Source organism: Companilactobacillus hulinensis (genome assembly GCF_003946555.1).
Classification (GTDB): Bacteria; Bacillota; Bacilli; order Lactobacillales; family Lactobacillaceae; genus Companilactobacillus; species Companilactobacillus hulinensis.
This window is the reverse complement of record NZ_RHOO01000008.1, coordinates 48727-67317: the sequence shown is the minus strand read 5'-3', so window position 1 is coordinate 67317 and position 18591 is coordinate 48727. Positions and strand designations below refer to the sequence as shown.

The window sequence follows — 18591 nt, the reverse complement described above, 5'->3', positions numbered from 1 at the left end:
TTTATGATGGCAAAGAAAAAAAGTAGCACAGTCAAAAACGTTATAATTTCTTTCATTGCTATCGTAATTATCTTCATAGCGTATCTTGGTTCTCCTTTAAGCAAAGTTAGAAATATTTCCGTTAAAGGTGTCAATGATTTAGGTGCACAGCAGGTTATAGATGCTACCAAGATCACTGACAATTCACTTCTGATAAATGTTTTTTTTGAAAAAAGTTCAATTGCCAAAAAAACAGAAAAAAAACTCCCTTCTATCAAGTCAGTTTCATTCAGAAGTCATAACTTTAGAGACCTTGAGATACATGTGACTGAGTATCGTACTTTGGGACTTATTTATAAAAATGGATACTATTATCGGATAATCGACAATGGGCGCATTATTGATCAAAAGATGAAAGCTCCTATTGGTAATTATCCGATATATAGTGGTTTTAATACTAAAAAAGATTTAAAGAAAATATCAGATATATATAAGAATTTACCTGATAGTGTTCGAACAAATGTATCACAATTTTATAATTCACCAACTAAGTTGGATCCATATCGTGTCAAAATTGACATGAATGATGGGAACAAAGTGGTTGCTGATATTAGAACGGTTCAGAACAAGATGCAGTATTATCCTGGTATCGCTTCACAGATGAAAAAGAAAGGTATGATTAATCTTGAAGTAGGTGCGTATTCTTATCCGTTTAAAGATAAGAAATAGGTTTAATATACTCATTTTTGTGTTAAAATTTTCTAATGAATAGATTTTTTTCTAGGTAAGGGAGGCTGCCACGATTAATGGACAATTCTGAATTTTTTGTAGGTCTAGATATAGGTACCAATTCAATCAAAGTAGTGGTTGCTGAATCGTCAAATGACAAGTTAAGTGTTGTTGGCGTTGGAAGCGAAAGATCCGAAGGAGTAAGCCGTGGCGTTATAGTCGATATAGACAAGGCTGCCGGTGCAATCAAAAAGGCTGTTAAAAAAGCAGAAACACAGGCAAATATAACGATACGTGATGTTGTAGTTGCTATATCAGCTAACATGCTCCAGATCGAAAAGTGCCAAGGAATGATTGCAGTTGGTTCCCAATCTAAAGAAATTAATGAAAACGATGTAAGACAAGTTATGGCTGCTGCCATGGTTCAAAACTTACCTAGTGAGCGTGAAGTAGTTTCATTGATTCCTAAACAATTTTCTGTAGATGGTTTTAACAACATTCGTGACCCAAGAGGCATGATTGGTGTTCGTCTCGAAATGAAAGGAATCATTTATACTGCGCCGAAGACAATCGTTCATAATACTAAAAAAGCAATTCAACAAGCAGGTTTGAATATAATTCACAAGGTGATTTCACCTATGGCACTTAGCCAAGTCGTTCTGAATGACGGTGAAAGTGACTTTGGAGCTGTCATTATTGATATGGGTGCTGGTCAAACTACTGCCTCTGTTGTTCACGACCATAATTTGAAACTTTCAACGGTCGACTTTGAAGGTGGAGATTATGTTACACATGATATTTCAGTTGTTTTAAATACAACAATTGAGAATGCTGGTCAATTAAAGCTTTATTATGGGAATGCTGATTCAGATGATGCCGATACTGATGAGAACATCAGCGTAGAAGTTGTCGGAAAAAGTGAACCTGAATCTATTTCTGAAGAATATTTAGCTGAAGTAATTGAAGCTAGACTTGAGCAAGTGTTTACAAGACTCAAAGATCCATTGGCTGATGCAGGTGCATTGTCATTGCCAGGTGGAATCGTATTAACTGGTGGAGTGGCAGCTACCCCTAACATTGAGAAACTTGCAAAACGAGTATTTGATGTCAAAGTTAGAAGCTATGTTCCTTCACAAATGGGAATGCGTTATCCATCATATTCATTGGGATTAGGTCTTGTGACATACGCATCAAGATTGAATGATATTGGTGTTATTGCTGATAATGTGGTTAACGGTGCTGCAATTAGTACTAAAAAGGCGGCTTCTCAAACAGTTGTTAAAGAACAAAACCGACCACAAACAGAGACAACAGCTACTTCTGTTCAGTCAGAAACTGAGCAAAAGAAGATGGCTGAGAATTCAAAGCCTGAAAAGGAAAAGAAGGTCTCAAAGCTTAAAGAATTCTGGAGCAAGTTTTTCGATTAAATCAAACATTAATTATTAAGATAAAAGTAGTAGGAGGAACTCCTTAATGGAATATTCATTGGATTCAAATAACAATACGGGGGCAGTTATTAAAGTCATTGGTGTTGGTGGAGCTGGTGGTAACGCTGTTAACCGCATGGTTGACTCTGGTATCAATGGTGTGCAGTTTATTGCTGCAAATACTGATGTTCAAGCATTGGAAAGCTCAAAAGCTGAAACTAAAATTCAATTAGGCCCTAAACTTACAAGAGGTCTTGGAGCCGGATCAAATCCTGAAATTGGACAAAAGGCTGCACAAGAAAGTGAAGAATCAATCAAAGAAGCTTTGGACGGAGCTGACATGATCTTTATTACTGCCGGAATGGGTGGTGGTACTGGTACAGGTGCTGCACCTATCGTTGCGGGAATTGCTAAAGAGAGTGGTGCGCTAACTGTCGGAGTTGTGACACGTCCGTTCGCATTTGAAGGCTCAAAACGTTCACGTTTTGCCGCTGATGGTATTACTGAACTCAAAAAAGATGTTGATACTTTGGTTATCATTTCTAATAGTAAATTATTGGAAATCGTTGATAAGAAGACACCAATGGGTGAAGCCTTCAGTATTGCTGATGATGTTCTTCGCCAAGGTGTTCAAAGTATCTCAGATTTGATCACTTCTCCTGGATACGTTAACTTGGATTTTGCTGATGTTAAGACAATTATGTCAGACCAAGGTTCAGCTCTAATGGGTATTGGTACTGCTAATGGTGAGAACAGAATTACTGATGCAACAAACAAGGCTATTTCATCACCATTGCTTGAAGTTTCAATTGACGGTGCTAAACAAGTCCTATTGAACATCACTGGTGGTCCTGATTTGTCATTATTTGAAGCACAAGATGCCGCACAAATTGTTTCAGAACAAGCTACTTCAGATGTTAATATTATCTTCGGTACTTCAATTGATGAAACTCTTGGAGACCAAGTTAAAGTTACAGTTATCGCTACAGGTGTTGAGACAGAAGACAAAAAGAAGCCATCTCCTAAGCGTCCACAGTTAAATAACCGTAACGCTGCTTTCAATCCAAATGAACAAAATGATACTCCACAACAAGCTCCTCAACAAAAACAACAACAATCAAGTGATCCTTTAGCAGATTGGGATATTAACCAAGATTCATCATCTAGTAAGGATGTATCTGGAGAAAAAGGTGATTTCGAAATCTTCAAGAAGCCAGAAACAATTGACTTGAATGATAACGACGATGACTCTACTCCTCCAATCTTTAAGAGACGCAATAATAGATAATAAGTTACGCATGATCAGTTGATGTGTGTAATTAGATTAAGGAGAAACTTATTATGGCTTTTGAAAAGTTAGGTAATTTCTTTGGAATTAATGACGAAGACAGCTATGATGAACAATCAAGCACTGAACAACAACCAGCTGCCGATTATTCTGGCAATGAGAAAGTTGTTTCGATGAATTCAGCAAATGAAGCAAGACCTGGTAATAGTAAGATTGCTATTTATCAACCTCGTGTTTATTCAGATGCTAAGTTAGTTGCTAAACAACTTTTGAATAACAAAGCTGTAATTGTTAATTTCAATAATATTAATGATGAACAAGCTAAGAGAATCGTTGATTTTCTAACGGGTTCGATTTATGCCTTGAACGGTGAAATCAAACGTGTTGGAGACAAGATTTTCTTATGCACTCCACCCAAATTTGAAATTGATGGAAGTATTCCTGAATTAAATGAATAAAAAAGATAGGGGAACTCTATGAATCAAATTTTATATGGTTTACCGTTTGTCATCGCAGGTATATTTCAGCTCTATGAATTTGTTGTATTTGTATACTGCATAATGACATTTATTCCTCGGCTATATCAGTCTTCATTCGGACAAATTGTAGCCAGATTGGTTGAACCGTTTTTCAATGCAATCAAAAAGGTTATACCAACAACATTTGGGATGATTGATTTTTCCCCATTGATTGCTTTGATAATTTTAGAATTAGTACAGAAAGTGATTTTTTGGATAATCTAATGACAGATAAAGAAAATGTAAGCTTAAAAAGTGGATATTTTCGTCCGGAAGAAAAGCCTTTTATCGATAAAATGAGCGATCTGCTACTTAGAACGCAAACTATGTATATACCTCAATTAACTGATTTTCTGAATTTAAGAGAACAATTGATTTTGAATAATCTAGTCAATAAGTATGATGATCTATATGTTCATTACTTTGGCGGATTTGAGGGTGCAGAGAGAGTCAGGGGTATAATTGCTCCTGACTATTTTGTATCGAAGGAATCTGATTTTAAAATTCAAATGTTTGAAATCAGATATCCTGAGAAGTTTGCTAATTTGCATCATGGTCAGATTCTGGGATCACTTACTGGTTCCGGGGTTGAGCGTGATCATTTCGGAGACATCATCACTGATGGTGACCGTTGGCAATTTTTTGTTTTTGATCAAATGGGAGAGTTTATATCGGAACAAGTTACTAAGATTGGACCGTATAAGGTTCATTTGATTGAAGAAGATCCTAAGAAACTGTTACTACCAAAAGACGATTCACAGGATGAAGTTATCAATGTGCACTCGTTACGAATTGATACTGTAGTTGCGACTGCATACGATTTGTCTAGGCAAACAGCTAAGACTCATGTTGAACATGGAAATGTTCAAGTTAATTGGGTCGTTAATAAAAATGCAAGTTCTTTTGTAACGATCAATGACACACTTAGTGTACGTGGCTATGGTCGAGTAAGAATTAATGATATTATGGGTAAGTCAAAAGGAAATAAATATATTTTGTTTGTTAATATCATTAATAAATAAATAGGGGCGTGAGATTATGGTATTGTCACCAATAGAGATACATGATAAGGAATTCGATAATAAATTCCGTGGTTACAACCGCGATCAAGTTGATGAATTTTTAGAACAGGTTGCTCAAGATTACGACCTTGCCCTGCAAAAGAATGAGCAGATACAAAAGGAATTGGAAGACACAAAGGAACAGTTGAAGTATTTTACTGATATGCGCGACGCGTTGAACCAATCTATTATTGTGGCTCAAGATGCAGCGGATAAGGTAAAAACTAATGCTGAACAAGAAGCTCAAGTAATTGTTGAGGAGTCTCAAAAGAAGGCTCGTGATCTGCTTGATCAATCAACTGCTAAGTCTAATCAAATACTTGAGGATGCTTCAAGCAAAGCTCGTCAAGTTACGATTGAAACAGATGATCTAAAGAAGAAGTCAGCTGATTATAGGCAAGGGCTTCAAGAAATACTTCGTCAACAATTGAGTATGATTGAAAGTCCTGAATGGGATCAACTATCTAAGGACACTGCCAGTGATGATTTGAAACAGCGTGTAGGGATGAATAGCGGCTATGATTATGACCAAAATGATAATCAGAACCTTGATCAAAGTTCTGATGATTCTGGTCAAAATAATTATGAAGATCCAACACAGAATTATGAAAATAATCAAACAGATTATGAAAATTCATCAGATACCATTCCCAATGACGAACAAATGAACTATAATAACAATATTCCCGATGAGAAACCTGCTGATCCTTATACAGTTAGTCATGAGCAAAATGCTCCAACTTTTAAGTTTGCCGATGACGATGCAGGTGACGATGACAACGAGGAATCTGATAATTAAGAGAATAAGTACTTTATAAAACATTTTTCAGCGAGCTAACGTATGGTGTGAGGTTAGTAAAATAATTTATTTAGTATATCGACTCTTAAACAACTTTATAATCAATTACCAATAGGTGGTATAACGAAGAACTCGTCCTAGAATTGGATGGGTTCTTTTTAATTTCAGAGGGGTGAAAGAATGAAAGTAAAAGACACACTTAACCTGGGAAAGACAAAATTCCCAATGCGTGGAAATCTTCCAAACAAAGAAGCCGAATGGCAACAAGCTTGGGCAGATAATAAGATTTATGAAAAGCGTCAAAAATTAAACGAAGGCAAACCAACATTTGAATTACTAGATGGCCCTCCATTCGCCAATGGTGATATTCACATGGGACACGCCTTGAATAAGGTATCTAAGGATATTATTGTTCGTTATCATTCTATGAATGGTTTCCGTGCACCATATGTTCCTGGTTGGGATACTCATGGTCTTCCAATCGAACAACAATTAGCTAAAAAAGGTGTTAAACGTAAGGAAATTGGTATGTCTGAATATCGTAAGATGTGCCGTGACTTTGCTGAAGGTGAAATCAAGAAGCAAATGGCTGGATTCAAACGTCTAGGTGTTTCAGCTGACTGGGATCACCCATACATTACTTATCAACCAGAATTTGAAAAAGAAGAAGTTAAAGTATTCGGTGAAATGGTAGACAAGGGTTATATCTATCGTGGTAAGAAGCCCGTTTACTGGTCACCATCTTCAGAATCTACTTTGGCTGAAGCTGAAATTGAATATAAAGATGTTAAATCTCCATCGATCTTCGTTGCATTCAAAGTACGTGACGGTAAAGACTTGTTGGACAATGATACATCATTCATCATTTGGACAACTACTCCTTGGACAATGCCTTCAAATGAGGCTATCTGTGTAAATCCTAAGTTTAACTATTCACTAGTTAATGCTGATGGTAAGAAGTATGTTGTTGCTGAGGAACGTATTAGTTTCTTACAAGAAAAACTTGGTTGGGAAAATGTTGAAATCCTCAAGACATTCAAAGGTTCAGAACTTGAAGGTCTTACAGCAACACATCCATTCTATGATCGTGAATCACTATTGATTCTTGGTAATCATGTTACTTTGGATGATGGTACTGGATTAGTTCATACTGCTCCTGGATTTGGTGCTGATGACTTTGTTGTTGGTATGAAGTACAAGTTGCCAGTGTTCTCACCAATTGATGAACACGGTTGCTTTACAGATGAAGTTCCAGAATACAAGGGCGTTTACTACGATGATGCTAACAAGATGATTACAGAACGTATGACAGAGAATGGCTCATTGTTGAAATTAAGCTTCTTTACTCACAGTTACCCACATGACTGGCGTACAAAGAAACCAGTCATCTTCCGTGCTACACCACAATGGTTTGCATCAATTGATAAGTTCAGACCACAATTATTGTCAGAACTTGAAAAAGTAAGTTTCATTCCTGAATGGGGTAAAACTCGTCTTTACAATATGATTCGTGACCGTGGTGACTGGGTTATCTCAAGACAACGTGCTTGGGGTGTTCCACTACCAATTTTCTATGCTGAAAATGGTGAACCAATTATGACCAAAGAGATCATTGACCATGTTGCTGATTTATTTGGTAAGTATGGTTCAAACGTTTGGTTTGAACGTGATGCTAAAGATTTACTACCAGAAGGCTACACTAATCCTGCTAGTCCAAATGGTAAGTTCACTAAAGAAACAGACATCATGGATGTTTGGTTTGACTCTGGGACAGCACATGCTGGTGTTGCTAAGTTACGTGATAACTTAACATTCCCAGCTGACCTAATTCTTGAAGGTTCTGACCAATATCGTGGTTGGTTCAACTCATTGTTGATCACATCTGTTGCTGCTTTTGGTGTTGCTCCATATAAGGCCATCCTTTCTCAAGGATTCACACTTGATAAGAACGGCGTTAAGATGAGTAAGTCACTTGGTAATGTTATTGCACCAGCTGACATCGAAAGACAATTTGGGGCCGAAATTATTCGTCTCTGGGTTGCTTCTGTTGATTCAAGTTCAGATGTTTCCGTATCAGTTGACTCATTTAAGCAAGTATCAGAAACATACCGTAAGATTCGTAATACTCTTAGATTCATGTTGGCTAATACAACTGATTTCGATCCTAAGACCAACAGAGTTGCATATGAAGATCTTCGTCCAGAAGACAAGTACATCGCCGTTAAGTTGAATAATCTAGTTAAAGACCTACATGCCGAATACGATGCCTATGACTTTGCTGATGTAACTAAGAACGTTGTTCGTTTCATTACTAACGAACTTTCAACATTCTATTTAGACTTTGCTAAGGATGTTGTTTACATTGACCCTGAGGACTCACATTCACGTCGTTCAATGCAAACTGTTATCTACGATGCAACAGTTAAGATTGCTAAGCTGATGACACCAATCTTGCCACATACTATGGAACAAGTTTGGGAATACTTGAAGGAACCTGAAGAATTCGTACAATTAGCAGAAATGCCAGAAGTTGAAGATCTTCCTGATTCTGACGAAACTGAAGCTGATTGGGCTGCATTCATGGACTTCCGTGATGATGTTCTTAAATCACTTGAAGTTGCACGTGCAGACAAGTTGATCGGTAAGTCACTTGAAGCTAAAGTTACAGTTTATCCAAGTGAAGATTTGAAGAAGACCTTTGATAAGATCAACAGTAACTTTGGTCAATTATTGATTGTTTCTCAATTTGAAATCAGTACAGATGCTGCTCCAGCAAATGCAGATAAGTACGAAGATGCTAGTGTACTTGTTGAAAAGGCTGACGGTGAAGTATGTCAAAGATGTCGTATGATCAAGACTGATGTCGGAGATGACTCAAACTTCCCAACTTTCTGTGCTAGATGTGCTAAGATTGTTACTGAGGAATATCCTCAAACAATTGAAGAAGGTTTTGAGGGCTAAAAATATGTTTCAAGGAAAAATAGTACGTTTTAATACGGAACGTGGTTTTGGATTCATTAATAATGACGGCGAAGATATTTTCTTCTTCGCAGACTCAGTTCTTAATCGTGAGGACTACTTTATTAGACCTGATCTTGAGGTTGAATTTGAAGTTGCTCCAGGATTCAAAGGACCACAAGCAGTGAATATTACTATATTAGAAGCTGAACAAGATACTGAACAAGACGAAGAAAGCGCTGAATAGTGCTTTCTTTTTTATTGAAATTATTTATCAGGGAGATAATTTATGAATGAAGAAGTAAATCCAAAAAGGTGGATGGTGCTAGTTTCCGTTGGTATCTTCACGTTAATGGCAACCTTAGATGGATCAATCGTTAATATTGCATTACCTGTAATTAGCAAAGATCTGAATATACCAATGAATATGGCCGAATGGATAGTTTCGATTTACTTGGTTACTATCTGTATTTTCCTTCTGCTATTTGGTAAATTAGCCGATTCGATTGGTAAGATCAAAGTTTTTAAAACTGGTTCGATTTTATTCATTATCGGTTCACTGATCTGTGGTTTTGGTTTAGATTTGCCAATTCTTCTTGCAGGACGTACCGTTCAAGCATTTGGTGCCTCAATGGCTATGGCGACCAATAATGGGATTATTACTCAGACGTTCCCATTACGTGAAAGAGGTTACGCATTAGGGTACATTGGCTCATTTGTTTCGATTGGGTCAATCGCAGGACCAGGTATTGGTGGATTAATTCTTTCTCAATTCCATTGGAGCTATATTTTCTGGATCAACTTACCAATTGGTGCAATAGCTTTGTTATTAGGGTATTTGAACTTACCTAAAAAAGAACCCAAGAATCCAGCAAGGTTGGATTATCGAGGATTCGCCGTTTATTTTGTAACACTGATATTATTCTTCGCCGCAATTTTTATCGGTCAGTCAGTTGGATTCGGTAATATTTATATTATGTTGACTTTTGCCGCAGCAATTGCATTTTTCTGTTTGTTTATTCATTTACAGAAGAATACTGAGCAACCAATGATTGAATTACGGATTTTTAAAAATCATGATTTCACATTAGGATTAGTCGTCGGATTTTTGATTTTTGTAACTAACTTCTTCTTCAATGTTGTTTCACCATTTTATTTGGAGAACGCATTGGGGATGAAAGCTTCGATTGCAGGATATATTTTGATGATGTTTCCAATTGTTCAGGTGATCGTGGCACCTATATCTGGTAAAATGTCAGCCAAGATCAATCCGATATTATTGACGATTGCTGGATTAGTAGTTCTAGCTATTGCTCAAATTGGATATTTATTCTTTAATGTTAATACAGGACTTTGGTTTATCTTGTTGTTCATCGGTCTTAATGGATTAGGAAATGGTTTGTTCCAAGCACCTAACAATACAATGATCATGAGCTCAGTTGAGCCTAAGGACTTGGGCATAGCTGGAGGATTGAATGCTCTGGCACGTAACCTGGGAATGATTATCGGTGTTTCGATTTCAACTACGATCTTGTTCCTATCAATGAGTAGTTTCTATGGTAAATCAGTTACGACATATGTAGATGGAAGACCAGATATCTTTATCGATGGTATGCGTGTTACAATGACATTTGCATTAATAATTTGTTTAATCGCTATAATTATGTCTGTAATTAGATTAATAAAATCAAGAGGTTTAAAGAATGGATAAAGAAGATTCAAGATATTACGAAGAAGTAGTAGCTAGCAAGCGTATGTTTGGCGGTAAGATTTTTGATGTTGACGTTGAGCAGGTGATTCTGCCAAATGGTATTCCTGCAATCCGTGAATTGGTTAGACATCATGGTGCGGTAGCGATTATTCCGTTTACTGACGATGACAGAATGATCTTTGTACGTCAATGGCGTGAACCAATGGAACAAGAAACATTAGAGATTCCAGCCGGTAAAATTGATCAGGACGAAGGTTCTGATCTACAAGAAGTTGCACTTAGAGAAATGAATGAAGAACTAGGTTTAACAACCGATAAGTTAGAAAAGGTTACTACTTTCTATACGAGTCCTGGATATTCAGACGAGAAGTTAACTGTTTTTAAGGCAGCCAATTTAAAACAAGTTGAAGACAAACGTCCACTAGATTCTGATGAATTCTTAAATGTTGAAAAATTAACACTCGATGAAGCTAAGAAACAAATTGAAGATGGAGTTATTTGTGATTCCAAGTCTATCTATGCTGTTACTTATTGGGAGTTAATGAATGCAAAGAATTAGTGAACTTTGGGAAAAGTTCAAAAATGTATTAGTCGATACATTTTCTGGTGGTAAAAAGAATCAATCGAGTGGTTCTGTAGTTTCAGTTGATGAGGTTGAAAAGAAGCAAAAAGAGCTTCGTGATCAGGAAAGAAAACGTGTTGAAGAAGAGTATAAAAGACAGCATCCTGATCAAATTGAAGAAGAAAAATTAATATCTTTTGAGCATAAGACAAATAGATTGAAAAAAAGGCTAAATATTGCGATTATTACAGTGTTTGGCTTAATTGTTATCGTCTTTCTAGTCCTATTTTTTGTCTAGAAATAATTAATTAGATATGAGGAGAAGTTATAAATGAAAATTGGCGTAATCGTTCCAATGGAAGAAGAAATCAAATTACTTAGAGAATCTCTTAGTGATGTGAAAACAGAAAATGTTGCTGGTGTTGAATTAACGATCGGTAATTACAAGACACATCAAGTTTATTTGGCTGAGAGTGGAATCGGTAAGGTTCAAGCTGGAATGACAACGACAATTATCAATGATCGCTACAAGCCTGATTTTGTTGTAAATACAGGATCTGCCGGTGGTGTTGGCGAAGGTTTATCAATTGGTGATGTTGTAATTTCAAGCAAACTTGCTTATCACGATGTGGATGCAACAGGTTTTGGTTATGCTGTGGGTCAATTGCCACAACAACCATTGTATTTTGATGCTGACCCTACATATGTAGGTAAGATCGAAGCAGCTGCAAAAGCTACTGGATTGGTATCTCATACTGGATTAATTGTTACCGGAGACCAATTTATTGACGGAAAAGAAAAAATTGCTACAATTAAAAGGTCGTTCCCAGATGTTTTAGCATCTGAAATGGAGGGTGCCGCTGTGGCTCAGGTATGTGCACAATTCAAGACACCATTCGTTGTAATTCGTTCAATGAGTGATGTGGGAGACGAAGATGCTAGTGTTAACTTTGACGACTTCGTTAAAGAAGCTGGTCGAAAGTCTGTACGTATGTTATTAAACTTCTTGGATCAAGAAGTATAGAAAGGGATTTTTAAATTGGAGTTTACTTATTTAGATAATGCTGCCACCACACCAATGGCTAAGGAAGTTGTTGATGTAATTTCTGAACAAATGGCAAACAATTTTGGTAACGCTTCGGCGACAAATTATTTTGGCCGTCAAGCACGCAAAGTTTTGGATGAAAGTCGCCATACTATTGCTCAAAGTATTAATGCCAAAGATTCAGAAATTATTTTTACAAGTGGTGGAACTGAAAGTGATAATACTGCTGTTATTGAAACAGCTTTATCACGTCAAAAATTAGGTAAACATATTATCACTACAGCGGTTGAACATGAGGCTATATTGAAATCAATGGCTTATCTAGAGACCTTAGGCTTTGATGTTACATATCTTATGCCAAACAAACGTGGTGAGATTACTGTTGATCAAGTACGAGATGCTTTAACTGATGACACGATACTGGTCACTGTTATGTATGGTAATAATGAAACCGGAGCAAGAAACCCAATTGCTGAAATCGGTGATTTGTTAAAAGATCATCAAGCATTCTTCCACACTGATGCAGTTCAAGCATATGGTCAGGAAGATATTGATGTTCATGCACAACATATTGATATGATGTCGACATCTGCTCACAAGATCAATGGTCCCAAATTTATTGGTTTCTTATATATTAATGATGCAATCCATATTCCATCTTTTGTAAAGGGTGGCGATCAAGAAACCAAGCGTCGTGCTGGTACTGAGAATGTTCCTGCTATCGCTGGTTTTGCTCAAGCGGTTAAGTTAATTACTCCAGAAGTAAAAAATGAACGCCGTGACCGTTATTTTGGATTCAAACAAAAGATTCAGGAAATTTTAAAAACAAATGATGTTCCGTTTGAAGTAAACGGACCACAAGACGAACACGCTTTGAACCATGTATTCAATCTCTATCTGCCAGGGATTGATCGTGGCGTATTATTGACCAGATTAGATTTGGAACATTTCGCCGTTTCCGGTGGTTCAGCATGTACTGCCGGAAGTCTTGAACCTTCACATGTGCTAGTTGCTATGTTTGGTAAAGACAGTCCAAGAGTCAACGATTCAATCAGAATTAGTTTTGGTAAAGACAATACTGAAGACGATATCGTTAAATTCTCTAATAAAATGGTTGATATAATTAAAGACTTGACTAATTAGTTTTATTTATTCAAACTTGACTTATTAAGAATTTCACTTAGGAGGTTTTTACTATGAGTAAAAAAGCACAAATTTTAGGCGATTCAGAATTCTATGAAATCAGTCCTGAAATTAAAAAATATGCATTACGAGATGTCGGTTTTCAAGAAACTAAACAAGGTAATTTCCGCCTTGAACGTCCCATTAATGGTAGTTCACCATATGATGCTCGTTATGTCTTGAAAGTTACCATCAATAAAGATTTGGATAATCTTAAATTAGCAGTCACTGATAAAAGTGGGATGCATAATCTTAACATCTTTAAATTGAAAGATACTGAAAAAGAAGTCAGTGATCTTAGATATTTATTAGGTTTTATGATTGAGAAAAATGTTTTGGCTAAGAGCTAAAGAAGTGTAGGAGAGAGATTAATGGAGAATAAGAAGAAGCGCGTTGTTGTTGGAATGAGTGGGGGAGTTGACTCCTCAGTAAGTGCTCTTCTTTTGAAACAACAGGGCTATGAGGTTATCGGTGTCTTCATGAAGAACTGGGATGATACTGATGATTCTGGCGTATGTACTGCCACAGAGGATTATGAGGATGTTGCTAAGGTTGCCAATAAGATTGGTATTCCTTACTATTCAGTTAATTTTGAGAAGGAATATTGGGATCGTGTATTCGAGTATTTCTTAGATGAGTATCGTAAGGGCAGAACTCCAAACCCTGATGTTATGTGCAACAAGGAAGTTAAGTTCAAGGCATTCTTGGATTATGCAGAGAAGTTAAATGCAGACTATATTGCTATGGGTCACTATGCACAAAGTTTCCGCGACGATAATGGTGTTGTTCACTTGCTTCGTGGTGGGGATGCAAATAAGGACCAAACTTATTTCTTGAGTACTGTACAACAGCATCAATTACAAAAGGCTTTGTTCCCAATTGGTGGAATGCAAAAGTCTGAGGTTCGTCGTATTGCTGAAGAGGCTGGTCTTGCTACAGCTAAGAAGAAGGACTCAACTGGTGTATGTTTCATCGGTGAGAGAAACTTCAGAAAGTTCCTTAGCGAGTTCCTACCTGCACAAGCTGGTACAATGATGACACCTGACGGTGTTGTTAAGGGTAAGCATGCAGGTTTGATGTATTACACAATTGGTCAAAGATCAGGACTTGGAATTGGCGGTAACGGCAAGTCTAACGAGCCTTGGTTCGTTGTTGGTAAGGATATGTCAAAGAACATTCTTTACGTTGACCAGGGATATGAGAACCCTAGATTGTATGCTGACCACCTGGAGGCATCAGATCTTTCATTCATCACTGGATTAGATTACGGCGACGAGTTCCATGCAACTGCTAAGTTCAGATATCGTCAACAAGATGTTGGTGTTACTGTTCATGTATTGGATGACGGCAAGGTCAGTGTTGACTTTGATAACCCTGTACGTGCAATTACACCTGGACAAGAGGTTGTCTTCTATGATGGTGAGGAGTGTCTCGGTGGAGCTACTATCGATGGTGCTTATATGAAGTCAAAGTTGCTACAATACATCTAATTAAATCAAATTTAAAAAACGTAATTTAGTAGATCAAGTGTAAAAGCTTGGTCTATTTTTGTATATGCTTTCGTAACTGCTTGAAAAAATTTCTGAAAATCATCATAATAGTAGGTAATTAACTTTGTAAGGTGAAAATAATATGGATTTATATTTTGTCAGACATGGAAAAACCGAATGGAATTTAGAGGGAAAATATCAAGGTGGTCACGGGGATTCTCCATTGCTACCAGAGAGTTTGCACGATATTAAGTTACTTGCGAAAAGACTAGAAAGTGTGCAGATAAATAATGCATATACTAGTCCGCTTCAACGTGCACAAACAACTGCACAGACACTATTAAAAGACATGAATAAGCAGATTCCATTGACTGTAGTTGATGGATTACGTGAATTTGACCTTGGCATTATGGAAGGTCAAAAATTTGTTAAGCTGGAAAAAGAAATTCCAGAAGTTATACATGCATTCCGTTATGAGCCAAGTGAATACGATGCTGAACGTATTGAGGGAGAATCATTTGAGCAAGTAGCTGAACGTACTAATCAAGCTGTCCAAAATATTGTTGAGAGTAATAATGAACAAGGTGCAGTATTGATTGTTAGTCACGGTGCTGCATTGGTAACGTGTATTCAATCATTATTGGGCACAAAAATTGCTGATATACGTAAGGATGGCGGTTTATCAAACACCAGTCTGACACATTTGGAATATTCACATGGACAGTATAGCTTGATAAAATGGAACGAAACTGACTATCTTGATAAGAAACTTTCAAGTACTGATACGATTTGAGGTATTAAATGGATAAAGAACAAGTCAAAAAAGAAATTAAAAAACTAGTAGATGATCTGAACACTAATAGCAGACAATTGGGGAAAATCTTAAAATTGTCGGCTTATTTAGTCGAGGTTGGTGATTTGGAACAAGCCGAAGAGCTGTTGATCAGATCGATGCCACTATTTCCAGAGGATAAGGATTTACTTTATAATTTGGGAAATGTTTATTATTTGGCTGGCAAATATGACAAGTCTAATGATATTTTTCAAAAACTTATAAATGCGAATTATGGATTTGTCGCCTACTTTATGATGGCTAAGACTTTGGATGAACAAGGCAAACGACAAATGGCAATAGTCTATGCACTGACAGCTGTCGAAAAGAATAAACAAGATCTTGCGGCTAATGAATTAATGGCAGACCTGCTTTTGGCAAATGGTAATTTCTCAGAATCTATGAGTTACTATCAAAAAGCCAACAAGATCAAACCACAGTCGAAGTTCTACTTCAATATGGCATTGTGCGCCATGAATTTGAAGGAAGATTATCAGGCTTATCTTAATAAGTCTAAAGAATTAGATGCTAAGTACTACTTAAAAAATGAGAAGAAATTAGCAAATCTACAAAAATTTATCAAAGAAACGGGAGATAGCAATGGCAGAAAGTGAAAAACAATATTTCATTGGAACTGTCAAAGCTATTTTTTTTGAGAATCCAGAAAATCTGTTCAAAATTTTTACGATAAAAATTAAGAAGACCAACACTGATTGGGACGGAACAGATATAGTTGTTACCGGCAGTTTTGGTGAGATATCTGAAGAAGAAGAATATAAATTTGAAGGCAAGATGATCGACCACCCGAAGTATGGCAAACAATTTCAAGCTGATACTTATCAACACAGTCGCCCTAGTGGTCGAAAAGAACTTATTACGTTCTTCTCTGGTGAAGAGTTCCCAGGAATTGGTAAGAAAAAGGCCGAAAAAATCGTTGATGAACTTGGTACTGATGCTATCGACAAAATTTTGCAAGATCCTAATGCCTTGGATTTCCTAAAATTAGGAGAAGAAAAGACTAATCAGATTGTTGAGCAGATCTCTAAGAATCATCAAACTGAACAGGTTTTGTATCAATTGAGTAATTTTGGCTTCGGTAATGTCTTAGGAGCCAGAATTTATCAAAAATATGGTGTTAAGACGCTAGAAGTTATTAATGAAGATCCTTATAAATTAGTTACAGAGGTTAAAGGTATTGGTTTTAAGCGTGCAGATGAGCTGGCTAAACGATTGGGAATTCCAGAAGATGATCCAAGACGGATCAAGGGAGCTCTAGTTCAATTTGTTGCTGTGCTGGTACAAAGTTCTGGAGATACGTATATTGAGCTAAATGAGCTTCTTAGACGTGCTTTAAATGTGCTTAATCCTGGTAACAATAATAGTGATGAACTGAAGCAAAAAATCATTGGCTGTTTGAGGGAGTTAGTCAACGATGGTGTTCTTCTAGTTGAGGATAATCGTGTCTACGATAAATCATTCTATGAAGCTGAATGGTCTATTGCTCAGTCGTTAAAAATGATTACTGATACATATAAGGGTGTTGACTGGAAGGATTCGGCATTCAAGAAGGAATTGAAGCACGTTGAGAAGCAATTTAAAGTCTCATATGACCCATCGCAAGAAGAGGCAATTAAACAGTCTCTAACGCATTCTTTGTTCTTACTTACAGGTGGACCTGGAACTGGTAAAACGACGATCATCAATGGAATAGTAGCCGCATACGCCAAGTTAAATGATGCTACCTTAGATCCAGCATCAGAAGATTATGCGATAGCTTTGGCGGCCCCAACTGGGCGAGCAGCTAAACATATGGGTGAGTCAACGGGATTGCCAGCAATGACAATTCATAGATTACTTGGGTTGACTGGTACTGAAGACGATGAATTCGCTGAACCGACGCTTGATTGCAAGTTGTTGATAATTGACGAGATGTCGATGGTTGATACCAAGTTGTTCCGTACATTGATAACTGCGGTACAGCCCGGAACACAAGTCGTGTTAGTTGGTGATAAGGATCAGTTGCCTTCAGTTGGACCTGGTCAGATATTTTCAGATATGATTAATAGTGGAGCATTTCCAACAACTATTTTGACTGACATTCACAGACAAGATGAGGATTCTACTATTATTCAATTGGCTCACGACGTTAATGAAGGCATCGTGAATGATGATGTCTTCCAAAACAAGTCGGATCGTAGTTATATTCGTAGTAGTAGTCGAAATATTCCTGAAGTGTTGTCACAGATCATTCAAAAATCCGATGAGCGTGGATTCGATATTGCGGATGTTCAAGTATTGGCACCGATGTACCGAGGAGTCGCCGGAATTGATAATCTGAATAAGACAATTCAAGATGTAGTTAATCCGATGACCCCTAAGCGTAAACAAGTGGAAATGGGCAATGTTCATTATCGAATTAAGGATAAGGTTGTCTATTTGGTCAATACACCTGAAGATAATGTATTCAATGGCGAGATCGGTAAGATAATTGGTATTTTATTAGCCAAGGAGAATACGGATCATGTTGACAAACTAGTTATAGATTTTGACGGTAATGAAGTTACTCTTGACCGGAAAGACTGGTTGAATATTTCATTAGCATACTGTACTTCGATTCATAAAGCACAGGGTTCAGAATTTGAAATGGTGATCTTGCCATTAGTAAATGAAGAGTCACGAATGCTACGTCGAAACTTGTTATACACGGCAATTACACGTTCAAGGAAGTTGTTAATTATGGTGGGTGATCGATCGGCTTTTGAGAGATCAATTACTGATCAATCGTCAGAGCGTAATACCACTTTGAAAGAACGTATTTTTGAAACGTTCAAAATTAAACCAGCTAAAGATGATGAAGATTCTGATGAAACTGAAGTTGAAGATTCAGTTGATGAGTCTCCAAAAGATTACATACTAACTTTGGATATGGTAATGAATAGTTCTATCGATCCTATGATCGGTATGGAGGGCAGTACACCATTTGATTTTATGGATCAAAAAAGCTAACGAA

Annotated in this window: 19 protein-coding genes; all 19 read left to right on the top strand. The window is 37.0% G+C overall.

The window, feature by feature from the left end; translation table 11 throughout:
- The first annotated feature begins 6 nt into the window (after positions 1-6).
- The gene (locus EKM66_RS06080) at positions 7-708 is read left to right on the top strand and encodes a cell division protein FtsQ/DivIB (protein WP_164505062.1); all 702 of its coding nucleotides are present in this window, start codon (positions 7-9) and stop codon (positions 706-708) included.
- Between the two features lie 77 nt (positions 709-785).
- Positions 786-2135, top strand: a complete 1350-nt coding sequence (gene ftsA / locus EKM66_RS06075) for a cell division protein FtsA (RefSeq protein ID WP_125762652.1) — start codon at positions 786-788, stop codon at positions 2133-2135.
- A 46-nt stretch (positions 2136-2181) separates the two neighbouring features.
- Positions 2182-3423, top strand: a complete 1242-nt coding sequence (ftsZ, locus tag EKM66_RS06070) for a cell division protein FtsZ (protein ID WP_125762650.1) — start codon at positions 2182-2184, stop codon at positions 3421-3423.
- A gap of 53 nt (positions 3424-3476) precedes the next feature.
- Positions 3477-3881: a cell division protein SepF gene (locus EKM66_RS06065; RefSeq protein ID WP_125762648.1), complete on the top strand. Its 405-nt coding sequence runs from the start codon at positions 3477-3479 to the stop codon at positions 3879-3881.
- 18 nt (positions 3882-3899) lie between these two features.
- Positions 3900-4166 (top strand): YggT family protein, encoded by a 267-nt coding sequence (locus EKM66_RS06060; RefSeq protein ID WP_125762647.1) that lies wholly within the window; start codon positions 3900-3902, stop codon positions 4164-4166.
- On the top strand, positions 4166-4963 hold the full coding sequence (locus EKM66_RS06055; protein ID WP_125762645.1) for a YlmH family RNA-binding protein: 798 nt from the start codon (positions 4166-4168) through the stop codon (positions 4961-4963). The genes EKM66_RS06060 and EKM66_RS06055 overlap by 1 nt, the downstream gene beginning before the upstream one ends.
- A gap of 16 nt (positions 4964-4979) precedes the next feature.
- A complete protein-coding gene (locus EKM66_RS06050) occupies positions 4980-5801 on the top strand; it encodes a DivIVA domain-containing protein (RefSeq protein ID WP_125762643.1) in 822 nt (273 codons plus the stop codon).
- 180 nt (positions 5802-5981) lie between these two features.
- Complete coding sequence (gene ileS, locus EKM66_RS06045) at positions 5982-8762, top strand: isoleucine--tRNA ligase (RefSeq protein WP_125762641.1); 2781 nt, start codon at positions 5982-5984, stop codon at positions 8760-8762.
- A 4-nt stretch (positions 8763-8766) separates the two neighbouring features.
- Complete coding sequence (locus EKM66_RS06040) at positions 8767-9006, top strand: cold-shock protein (protein WP_125762639.1); 240 nt, start codon at positions 8767-8769, stop codon at positions 9004-9006.
- A gap of 42 nt (positions 9007-9048) precedes the next feature.
- Positions 9049-10470 (top strand): MFS transporter, encoded by a 1422-nt coding sequence (locus tag EKM66_RS06035; protein WP_125762637.1) that lies wholly within the window; start codon positions 9049-9051, stop codon positions 10468-10470.
- Positions 10463-11029, top strand: a complete 567-nt coding sequence (locus tag EKM66_RS06030; protein WP_125762635.1) for an NUDIX hydrolase — start codon at positions 10463-10465, stop codon at positions 11027-11029. The genes EKM66_RS06035 and EKM66_RS06030 overlap by 8 nt, the downstream gene beginning before the upstream one ends.
- Positions 11016-11330, top strand: coding sequence for a hypothetical protein (locus EKM66_RS12725; RefSeq protein WP_225426567.1), 315 nt, complete (start codon positions 11016-11018; stop codon positions 11328-11330). The genes EKM66_RS06030 and EKM66_RS12725 overlap by 14 nt, the downstream gene beginning before the upstream one ends.
- A 33-nt stretch (positions 11331-11363) precedes the next feature.
- Complete coding sequence (locus EKM66_RS06020; protein WP_125762633.1) at positions 11364-12056, top strand: 5'-methylthioadenosine/adenosylhomocysteine nucleosidase; 693 nt, start codon at positions 11364-11366, stop codon at positions 12054-12056.
- A gap of 15 nt (positions 12057-12071) precedes the next feature.
- The gene (locus EKM66_RS06015) at positions 12072-13220 is read left to right on the top strand and encodes a cysteine desulfurase family protein (RefSeq protein WP_125762631.1); all 1149 of its coding nucleotides are present in this window, start codon (positions 12072-12074) and stop codon (positions 13218-13220) included.
- A 53-nt stretch (positions 13221-13273) separates the two neighbouring features.
- Positions 13274-13609: a hypothetical protein gene (locus EKM66_RS06010; RefSeq protein ID WP_125762629.1), complete on the top strand. Its 336-nt coding sequence runs from the start codon at positions 13274-13276 to the stop codon at positions 13607-13609.
- Between the two features lie 21 nt (positions 13610-13630).
- Positions 13631-14749 (top strand): tRNA 2-thiouridine(34) synthase MnmA, encoded by a 1119-nt coding sequence (mnmA, locus tag EKM66_RS06005; RefSeq protein WP_125762627.1) that lies wholly within the window; start codon positions 13631-13633, stop codon positions 14747-14749.
- Positions 14750-14891: 142 nt separating this feature from the next.
- On the top strand, positions 14892-15542 hold the full coding sequence (locus tag EKM66_RS06000) for a histidine phosphatase family protein (protein ID WP_125762625.1): 651 nt from the start codon (positions 14892-14894) through the stop codon (positions 15540-15542).
- Positions 15543-15550: 8 nt separating this feature from the next.
- Positions 15551-16195: a tetratricopeptide repeat protein gene (locus EKM66_RS05995; RefSeq protein ID WP_125762623.1), complete on the top strand. Its 645-nt coding sequence runs from the start codon at positions 15551-15553 to the stop codon at positions 16193-16195.
- Positions 16182-18587: an SF1B family DNA helicase RecD2 gene (recD2, locus tag EKM66_RS05990; protein WP_125762621.1), complete on the top strand. Its 2406-nt coding sequence runs from the start codon at positions 16182-16184 to the stop codon at positions 18585-18587. The genes EKM66_RS05995 and recD2 overlap by 14 nt, the downstream gene beginning before the upstream one ends.
- The last annotated feature ends 4 nt before the right edge of the window (positions 18588-18591 follow it).